The organism is Cellulomonas biazotea, from assembly GCF_004306155.1.
GTDB lineage: Bacteria > Actinomycetota > Actinomycetes > Actinomycetales > Cellulomonadaceae > Cellulomonas > Cellulomonas biazotea.
The window spans coordinates 1-8,557 of sequence record NZ_BIMR01000179.1 but is presented as its reverse complement, the minus strand read 5'-3'; the positions used below and the strand labels follow the sequence as shown (position 1 = coordinate 8,557).

6 protein-coding genes and 1 pseudogene are annotated in these 8,557 nt (G+C 76.2%); 2 read left to right on the top strand and 5 right to left on the bottom strand.

Annotated elements, in window-relative coordinates; translation table 11 throughout:
• The 3 genes from CBZ_RS12070 to CBZ_RS12060 form a co-directional block, all read right to left on the bottom strand.
• Positions 1-505 (bottom strand): Hpt domain-containing protein (locus CBZ_RS12070; RefSeq protein WP_174768670.1); only part of this gene is annotated, 505 nt, incomplete at its 3' end.
• Positions 506-628: 123 nt separating this feature from the next.
• Entirely contained in the window at positions 629-916 is a 288-nt protein-coding gene (gene csrA / locus CBZ_RS22010; RefSeq protein WP_130781785.1) for a carbon storage regulator CsrA, read from the bottom strand.
• A gap of 58 nt (positions 917-974) precedes the next feature.
• A complete protein-coding gene (locus CBZ_RS12060) occupies positions 975-1,382 on the bottom strand; it encodes a PLD nuclease N-terminal domain-containing protein (protein WP_130781784.1) in 408 nt (135 codons plus the stop codon).
• Between the two features lie 297 nt (positions 1,383-1,679).
• On the opposite strand from CBZ_RS12060, the gene CBZ_RS12055 reads away from it, so the two are divergent.
• Complete coding sequence (locus tag CBZ_RS12055; RefSeq protein ID WP_130781783.1) at positions 1,680-5,153, top strand: 1,3-beta-D-glucan phosphorylase, GH149 family; 3,474 nt, start codon at positions 1,680-1,682, stop codon at positions 5,151-5,153.
• 127 nt (positions 5,154-5,280) lie between these two features.
• On the opposite strand, the gene CBZ_RS12050 is transcribed toward CBZ_RS12055, so the two are convergent.
• Positions 5,281-6,837, bottom strand: a complete 1,557-nt coding sequence (locus CBZ_RS12050; protein WP_130781782.1) for an MFS transporter — start codon at positions 6,835-6,837, stop codon at positions 5,281-5,283.
• A 141-nt stretch (positions 6,838-6,978) separates the two neighbouring features.
• Between CBZ_RS12050 and CBZ_RS12045 the strand changes: the two genes are divergently transcribed.
• The gene (locus CBZ_RS12045; protein WP_130781781.1) at positions 6,979-7,473 is read left to right on the top strand and encodes a hypothetical protein; all 495 of its coding nucleotides are present in this window, start codon (positions 6,979-6,981) and stop codon (positions 7,471-7,473) included.
• 20 nt (positions 7,474-7,493) lie between these two features.
• Here CBZ_RS12045 and CBZ_RS20905 read toward each other — a convergent pair.
• A pseudogene (locus CBZ_RS20905) lies at positions 7,494-8,557 on the bottom strand (hypothetical protein); the annotation flags it as partial.

Below are 8,557 nucleotides of genomic sequence, written 5' to 3'. Positions count from 1 at the left end.
GGGCTGCGGCGTGCGCGGCCTCGGCCGGCGCGGCGGCCGGTTCGCTGACGGGCGCGGCGGCCGGTGCGACCGACGCCTCGACGGGCGCGGCCGTCGCGGCGGCCCGGGTGGACGTCGTGCGCCCCTCCTGGACCGCGACGATCGCCTCGACGACGACGTCCACGTCCACGTCGCCCTCGCCGCCGGTCCGCTCGATCGCGTCGAGCAGCAGGCGGACGGTGTCGACCGTGCGCAGCAGCACGTCGGTCGTCGCCTGGTCCATCTGGCGACGTCCGTCGCGCAGCTCGACGAGCAGGTTCTCGCCGGCGTGCGTCACCTTCTCCAGGTGACCGAACGCGAGGAACCCGCTCGTGCCCTTGATCGTGTGGATCGTCCGGAAGACGCTGCTGAGCAGCCCCCGGTCCCCCGGGCTCCCTTCGAGTGCCACGAGGTCGCGGTCCAGCTGGTCGAGGTTCTCGTGACTCTCGACCAGGAACTCGCGGACGATCTCGTCGATGTCCTCCACGTGCGCCTGCCTCCCCGTCGGGGAGGCGATCCGCGCCACCCCGGCGACCACCTCATCGGCCGGGGTGGGCCCCTGCTGAGGGATCGGTGCGGGCGACCGTGCGGAGGACGGCCGGCGCGGCGGCTACTGCTCGGCGGGCGGGGTGCTCGGCTGCTCGGCGGGCGCGGCCGTCCGCGGGCCTGCGGCGGGCGGGACGAGTCGGCGCAGGGCGGCCGCGGTGCTGTCGTCGGCGGCGGCGGCGTCGGCGTTCGCCGCGGTGAGGGCGTCGAGGACCTCGGCGCGGTGCACGCGGACGTCCCGCGGCGCGTCGATGCCCAGGCGGACCCCGTCGCTGCGGACCTCGATCACCGTGACGACGATGTCGTCGCCGATGACGAGACGCTCCCCGACGCGTCTGCTGAGCACGAGCATGCGGCGACCCTACCTCCCGGACGCCGGGCCGCCCGTGCGGCGCCACGGACGGCGCGCGTCACACGGTCGGGCGACCCCCGGCCGGGTCGGTGCCGGGCTCGTCGAGGCGCTGCTCGCGCTCGCGCAGCTGCGCCTCCCAGTCCTTGAGCATCTGCTCGTGCTGCGCGTCGGAGCGGCGCATGCCGGCGAGGAACTCGGGGTCGTCGTCGGGCGCGCCGCGGCGGGGGCGCTCGTACTCGGGGAACCCGGCGGTCGCGGTCGACGGCCACGGCACGTCGCGGCGCGTCCCCTGGGGCCGGCCGGCGACGAGCCAGGCGATCCCGCCGACGATGGGCAGCAGGATGATGAGCACGATCCAGCCGACCTTGGGCAGGTTGCGCACGCGTCCCTCGTCGGACTGCACGCAGTCGATGAGGCAGTAGACGAGCAGGCCGATCTCGACGACGAACGGCAGGTATCGGATCAACGTCGCTCCTGGTGGGCGGGCCGACCCGGGGCCGGGTCGGGGGTGCTCGCGGTGGTCGTGGGACGTCGGGTCACGGGGCGCGCGGCGGGCGCGGGACGCTCCGGCGGTCGCAGGCTAGCGGAGCGGCACGGGCGCCGGAGGCGGTTCGGCAGGACCCACCCGGTCGGGGGTGCGCGGAGGTCCGTTGCCTTCCGGGGTGACACGTGTCAATGTATGGGAGCGCATCCACGGCAGCACCGACGCAGCCGCGAGTCCCCACCGGGCCGAACCACCGCGCACGAACGAAGGACACCGGCAATGGCGTCGCAGACCCTCACGCCCGCACCCACGGACGAGCGCGGCGAGGATCCCGCAGGGACGGCCCCCGTCGACGGCCTCGTCGACCTCGACGGCCGGCGCTTCTACCGCATCACGTCCTACCACGAGATGCCCCCGTTCTTCATGACCCTCGTCGGCGCGAGCGACCTGTGGCTGTTCATCTCCAGCACCGGCGGCGTCACCGCCGGGCGCGAGGAGGCCGACCGGGCGCTGTTCCCGTACTCGACCGAGGACAAGGTCACCGCCGGGGCGGGCCGCACCGGCGGGCTCACGCTGCTGCGCGTCGCCACCGCCGACGGCACCCGGTTCTGGCAGCCGTTCGCCGAGCGCCGCCCCGGCGACCCGCACGTCGACCGGAACCTCTACAAGGACCCCCTCGGCACCACGCTCGTCTTCGAGGAGACCCGCCCCGACCTTGGCCTGCGCGTCCGGGTCACGTGGCGCACGAGCGCCCGGTACGGCGTCGTGCGCGAGGTTGAGGTCGCCTCCACGACCGACCGGACCGTCGACGCCGACGTGCTCGACGGCTTCGTCGACCTGCTCCCCGCGGGCGTCACCGTCCAGACGCAGGGCGAGCTCAGCAGCCTGCTCGACGCGTACAAGCGCGCCGAGGTCGACGCCGCGACCGGCCTCGGGCTCGTCTACCTGAACTCGACGCTCACCGACAAGGCCGACCCCAGCGAGTCGCTGTCCACCACCGTCGCGTGGCAGGTCGGGCTGGACGACGTCGAGCACCTGCTGTCCGTGCGCCAGGTCGGCGCGTTCGCCGCCGGGCGACCCGTCACCGCCGAGCACGAGGTGCGCGGCGAGAAGGGCGCCTACCTGGTGCGCGCCCACCTCGCGCTCGCGCCCGGCGAGCAGCGGCGCTGGAGCGTCGTCGCCGACGTCGACCAGAGCGCCGCCGACGTCGTGCGCCTGCAGACCGAGCTCGCCGACCCCGCCGCGGCCGCCGCGGCGCTCGCCGCCGACGTCACCGGCACCCGCGAGCACCTCGACCGGCTCGTCGGGACCGCCGACGCCGCCCAGGTCACCGGCGACGAGCTCGCCGCCGCGCACCACCGCGCGAACGTCCTGTTCAACGTCATGCGCGGCGGCGTCCTCGTCGACGGGTACACCGTGCGCACCGACGACCTGCGGGACTTCGTCGCGCAGCGCAGCCCGCGGACCGCCGCCCGGCAGGACGCCTGGCTCGCGGCGCTGCCCGCGACCGAGCAGGTCGACGCGCTCGTCGAGGCCGCCGACGCGACCGGCGACCCCGACCTGCTGCGCCTGGTCCGCGAGTACCTGCCGCTGACGTTCAGCCGCCGCCACGGCGACCCCAGCCGCCCCTGGAACAAGTTCAAGATCGCCCTCACCGACGCCGACGGGCAGACGCGCGTCGACTTCCAGGGCAACTGGCGGGACATCTTCCAGAACTGGGAGGCCCTCGCCTGGTCGTTCCCCGAGTACGTCGAGTCCATGGTCGCCGTGTTCCTCGACGCCACGACCGCCGACGGCTACAACCCGTACCGCATCTCCCGCTCGGGCATCGACTGGGAGGTCCCCGAGCCCGACAACCCGTGGGCGAACATCGGCTACTGGAGCGACCACCAGGTCATCTACCTGGTCAAGCTGCTCGAGGCGTCGCGACGGTTCCACCCCGGCCGCCTCGAGCGGCTCGTCGACCGGGCCGTGTTCACGCACGCCGACGTGCCCTACCGGATCGCGTCGTACGCCGACACGCTCGTCGAGCCCATCGCGACCATCACGTTCGACACCGAGGCCGAGGAGCGCGTCGCCCGGCGCGTCGCGGTCGAGGGCGCCGACGGGCGGCTCGTGCACGGCGCCGACGGCGACCTCGTGCGGGTCTCGCTCGGCGAGAAGCTGCTGCTCACCGTCCTCGCGAAGGTCGTCAACCTCGTGCCCGACGGCGGCATCTGGATGAACACGCAGCGGCCCGAGTGGAACGACGCCAACAACGCGCTCGTCGGCAAGGGGCTGTCCGTCGTGACGCTCGCCTACCTGCGCCGCGGCCTCACGCTCGCCCGCGACCTGCTCGCCGACGACCTCACGGTCACCGCCGAGCTCGCCGGGCTGCTCGCCGACGTCCGCATCGCGCTCGACGCGCACGCCGCGCAGGCGCAGGCCGGGTTCGACGGCACGGGCCGGCGCGCGGTCATGGACGCGCTCGGCGCGGCCGGCACCACCTACCGGACGCGCGTCTACGCGGGCTTCGGCGGTGAGCGCACGACCGTCGCCGCCGCGGACGTGCAGGCGTTCCTCGACGTCGCGCAGCGGTACGTCGACGCCGCGCTGCACGCCAACCGTCGCGAGGACGGCCTGTTCCACGCGTACAACCTGCTCGACCTGCGCGACGGGCGGGCGACCGTCGGCCGCCTGCAGGAGATGCTCGAGGGCCAGGTCGCCGTGCTCTCGTCGGGTGTCCTGACGCCCGCCGAGGCGCTCGACCTGGTGCGGGCGCTGCGCGCGAGCGCGCTCTACCGGGCGGACCAGCACTCCTACCAGCTCTACCCGGACCGCGAGCTGCCGACGTTCCTCGACCGGAACCGGATCACCGCCGAGCAGGCCGCGTCGGCCCCGCTCGTCGAGGCGCTCGTCGCCGCCGGCGACACGTCCCTCGTCCTGCGCGACGTCCGCGGCGTGCACCGGTTCGCGCCCGCCCTGCACAACGCGCGCGACGTCGAGGCCGCCCTCGACGCCCTGCCCGGACGGGTCCCGGGCGTCGGCGCGCAGGACGTCGAGGCCGGTCGCGCCGCGCTGCTCGACGTCTTCGAGCAGGTGTTCCGGCACGCCGAGTTCACCGGCCGGTCCGGCTCGTTCTTCGCGTACGAGGGGCTCGGCAGCATCTACTGGCACATGGTGTCCAAGCTGCTGCTCGCCGTGCAGGAGAACGTCGAGCGCGCCGCCGCCGAGGGCGCCGACCCGGCCGTCGTCCAGGGCCTCGCGGACGCCTACGAGGACGTGCGGCTCGGCATCGGCTACTGCAAGTCGCCGCAGGTCTACGGCGCGTTCCCGGTCGACCCGTACTCCCACACGCCCGCCGGTCGCGGCGCGCGCCAGCCCGGCATGACCGGGCAGGTCAAGGAGGAGGTGCTCGCGCGGCTCGGCGAGCTCGGGCTGCGCGTCGAGGACGGGCACGTCGTCGTGCGTCCCCTGCTGCTGCGCGCCGACGAGTGGGTCACCGCGCCGACGACGTTCGCGTACCACGACGTCGCGCAGCAGGAGCGGTCCGTCGCGCTCGACGCGGGCACGCTCGCGTTCACGTTCTGCCAGGTGCCCGTCGTGTACCGGCGCGTCGAGGGCCCGGGCGCCACGCCCACGGTCGTCGCGCACCTGGCCGACGGGACGCGCGTCGAGGGCGTCGACGGCGTGCTCGACGCCGACGTCAGCGGGCGCGTCTTCCGGCGCACCGGCGACGTCGTGCGGATCGACGTCGAGGTGCCCACGGCCTGACGTCCGCACGCGACCCGGCCGGGTGCGCGTCGCCCTCGCGGCGGCACGCACCCGGCCGGTCGTGCGGGACCGGTCCCGGGCGTGGGGGTCGTCCGCTCCCCCGCCGTCCCGGGTGCCGCGCGGTCCCTCAGGACCGGACCGCGTCCCCGCGGTCGGTCGCCGGGGCGTCGTCCGGGAGACCCGGGTGGTCCGGGTGGTGCTGCTCGGTGGGCGGGACGCCGACCCGCGGCGCGACGAGCGCGGCCAGCGTCGCGAGCACGAGCGCCAGCCCGAAGGCCGCGACGAACCCACCCACGCCGACCGGGTCGGAGCCGGTCGACGTCGCCCCGTGCCCGCCGGCCGCCGCCGCGCCACCCACGAGGGCGAACAGCACACCGCTGACGGCCAGCGTGAGGGCCGCGCCGACCGAGTCGCCGATGGACAGCGCCGAGCTGTTGCGGCCCTGCTCGCCGGGTCCGGAGTAGCCGAGGACGAGCACGTTGAGCCGCGACGACGCGAGCCCCATCCCGGCGCCCGCGAGCGTCCACGTCGCCACCAGGACCGCCGGGTGCAGGTCCGCGGCGGCGGTGAGCACCGCGCCGACGGTCGCCGCGACGACGAGCACCGTGCCGACCCGCACCGCGTCGCGGCTGGTCAGCCGGTGTCCCATCCGCCCCTGCACGGCCGACATCGCGGACCACGCGAGCGCGGCCGTCGTCAGTGCGAGCCCGCTCGCCGCCGGACCCCAGCCGTCGCGCGTCGCGAGCAGGTACGGCACGTACGCCTGCGCGCCGAAGAACGCTCCGGAGACGAGCAGGCGCGTCGTGAGCACGCTCGGCAGGCCCCGGCGCGCGCGCAGCGACCCCGGCGGGAGCAGCGGCCGCACGGCGACCAGCGCCGCGACGCCCGCCAGCGCGGCGAGCACCGCGGACGGGACCGCGGGCAGCTCGACCGCGAGGTTCAGCGCGAGCACGGCGACGGCCACAAGCACCGCGAGCAGGACCCGCTGCCGCGCCTGCGCGCGGCTCGTCGTCCCGCCGCCTTCGGGCGGGCCGAGCGGCCGCAGCGTGCGCAGCAGCGGCAGGCTCGTCGGCACGACGAGGACGGCCACCGCGAGGAACACCCAGCGCCAGCCCGCCGCCTCCGCGACGACCCCCGCGACGCCCGGGCCGACGAGCGACGGCAGGACCCACGCCGCGGAGAACCACGCGAACGCGCGCGGGTGCAGGACCGGCGGGTACGCCCGGGCCAGGGTCACCAGCAGCGTGACGCTCACCGCGCCACCGCCCAGGCCCTGCGCGAGCCGGCCCACGACGAGCACGGGCATCGACGTCGCCGCCCCCGCGACGAGCAGCCCGACGACGAACAGCGCCGACCCCGTGAGGAACGGCCGGAACGGGCCGCTGCGGTCCGACCACGTCCCGGCGACGACCATGCCCACGACGCCCGTCGCGAGCGGTCCGGCGAACGCGAACGCGTACAGGGCGTGACCGTCGAGGACGTCGGCGACCCGCGGCATCACGGTGGTCACCGCGAACGACTCGAACGCGACGAGCACGACCAGCGTGACGAGGGCGGCGGTGGTCGTCCGGCGCTCGCGCCACAGGTCGCCGGCCGCGGTCCCCGGGGCACCCGCGGCGGCGGCGCGGCCATCAGCGGGACGGCCCGGTGTCCCGGTGCCGTCGTCGTGGACCGTGCGGCTCATCGGGCGACCCTAGCCCGCGACGAGCGGGCCGCCGCAGCGGATAACGGCCTGCCGACGCTCCCTGCGACAGGCCGGTCGGGGCTCGGTACGGTGGCGAGGACGCACCGGCGCGTCGGACGACCGCCCGACGGGGAGGGCCACATGGACGACCTGCTCAACGCTCTGAACGGCCAGCAGCGGGACCTGCTCCGGGAGACGGAGCCCGCCCGCATGGACGAGCTCGACGAGGACCAGCTGATCCGGCTCCACTCCCGCATCCGGCGGGCACGCAAGAAGCACCAGAAGAACTACCGGCGCCAGGCGAGCGCGGGCGTCGTCGAGCACGGCGGCCGGGGCACGTCCCGCCCGAAGAACACCCGCGCCGCGCAGCGTGCCGAGGTCTTCGAGGACGCGCTCGCCCGGGTCAGCCGACGACTCGAGAAGCTCGCGAGCGAGGCCGCCGAGGCCCTCAAGCAGGAACGGCTCGCCGCCGCCCGCGCGAACCGCTCGACCGGACCGGAGGGCGACGGGGCGACCGCTCCCGGCGTGGGCCCGGGCGAGGCGCGCACGCACACCACGACCACCGGTGGCACGAAGCGGGACGCGTCGTCCCAGGCGCAGGGCGCCCGCCGTCAGGCCGCACGCGACGGCCGGTAGGCGCACTCCGGCGGGACGCGTCAGTCCCAGCGGGCCTGGTCGCCGAGCGCCTGGCTGAGCGCGGCGGCCCACGCGACGGGCGTCGCGGGCACGCCGTCGATCCACGCGACGGGCACGCCGAGCGACAGCGCGGCGCCGGGCTCGGCCGTGTCGAGCAGGCCCCGCATGGCGACCGCGTCGACGCGTGGCGTCACCGACCGCAGCCAGCGGCGGGCGTCCGACGTGCGGGTCCGGGCGTCCAGGACGGCCCAGACCTGGTCGGCGGCGCACGCGTCGAGCAGGCTGCGGGCGGCGGCGCGGTCCTCCTGGTCGGGCCCGACGCTCAGGGCCACGACCCACGGGTGCTCGGCCGCCGCGGCACCGGCGCGCCAGGAGGCGACCTGCTCGACCGACCCCAGGCGGCCGGGCGTGCGGCCCCGTCCGCGGCCTCGACCGGGGAGGGCACCGGCGAGCCGCACGGCCTCGGCGGGCAGGCGCAGGCGCTCGGCGAGCAGGCTCGCGGCGGCGTCGGCGTCGTCGTCCGCCCCGATGACCACGAGGACCGCACCCGCGGTGCGCGGCGGTGCGGGTGCGGGCGGCACGTCGGCGAGGACCGCGGAGAGCGTCACGCGGTCGGCCGTGAGCATCGAGGCGGGCACGCCGATGTCGGCGAGCGCGGCGCGCAGGTCGTCGCCGACGGACACGTCGGGCGCAACCGGATCGGGCGACGACGCCAGGGACGTCGCCGGCGGAGCGTCAGCGGGCTGGGTGGCACCGACGAGCGCGGCGTCGGGCAGCGCAGCACCGGGCAGCGCAGCACCGGGCAGCTCGCCACCGGGCAGCTCGCCACCGGGCACAGCCACACCCGCCTCGACCGGCACGCGCGGCGTGGGGACGAACGCGACCGGCGCCTCGACGGGCGGGCGCGGTGCGACGGCCTGCAGCGCACGCGCGGGGGGCGGGGCGGCGAGGCCGGGGTCGGGCAGCGGGTCGGCGGTGACGGCACGGACCTGCTCCAGGACGTGCTCGAACGACGGGCCGTCGGGCTCCTCCGGCACGTCGCCGGGCGTCGACGACGAGCCGACCTCGTCGGCCTCGTCGGCCG

Coding starts and splice junctions, on each gene's coding strand:
- CBZ_RS12050 (WP_130781782.1), bottom strand. CDS start 6,837: ATGAGCCGCACGGTCCACGACGACGGCACCGGGACACCGGGCCGTCCC.
- CBZ_RS12055 (WP_130781783.1), top strand. CDS start 1,680: ATGGCGTCGCAGACCCTCACGCCCGCACCCACGGACGAGCGCGGCGAG.
- CBZ_RS12045 (WP_130781781.1), top strand. CDS start 6,979: ATGGACGACCTGCTCAACGCTCTGAACGGCCAGCAGCGGGACCTGCTC.
- csrA (WP_130781785.1), bottom strand. CDS start 916: ATGCTCGTGCTCAGCAGACGCGTCGGGGAGCGTCTCGTCATCGGCGAC.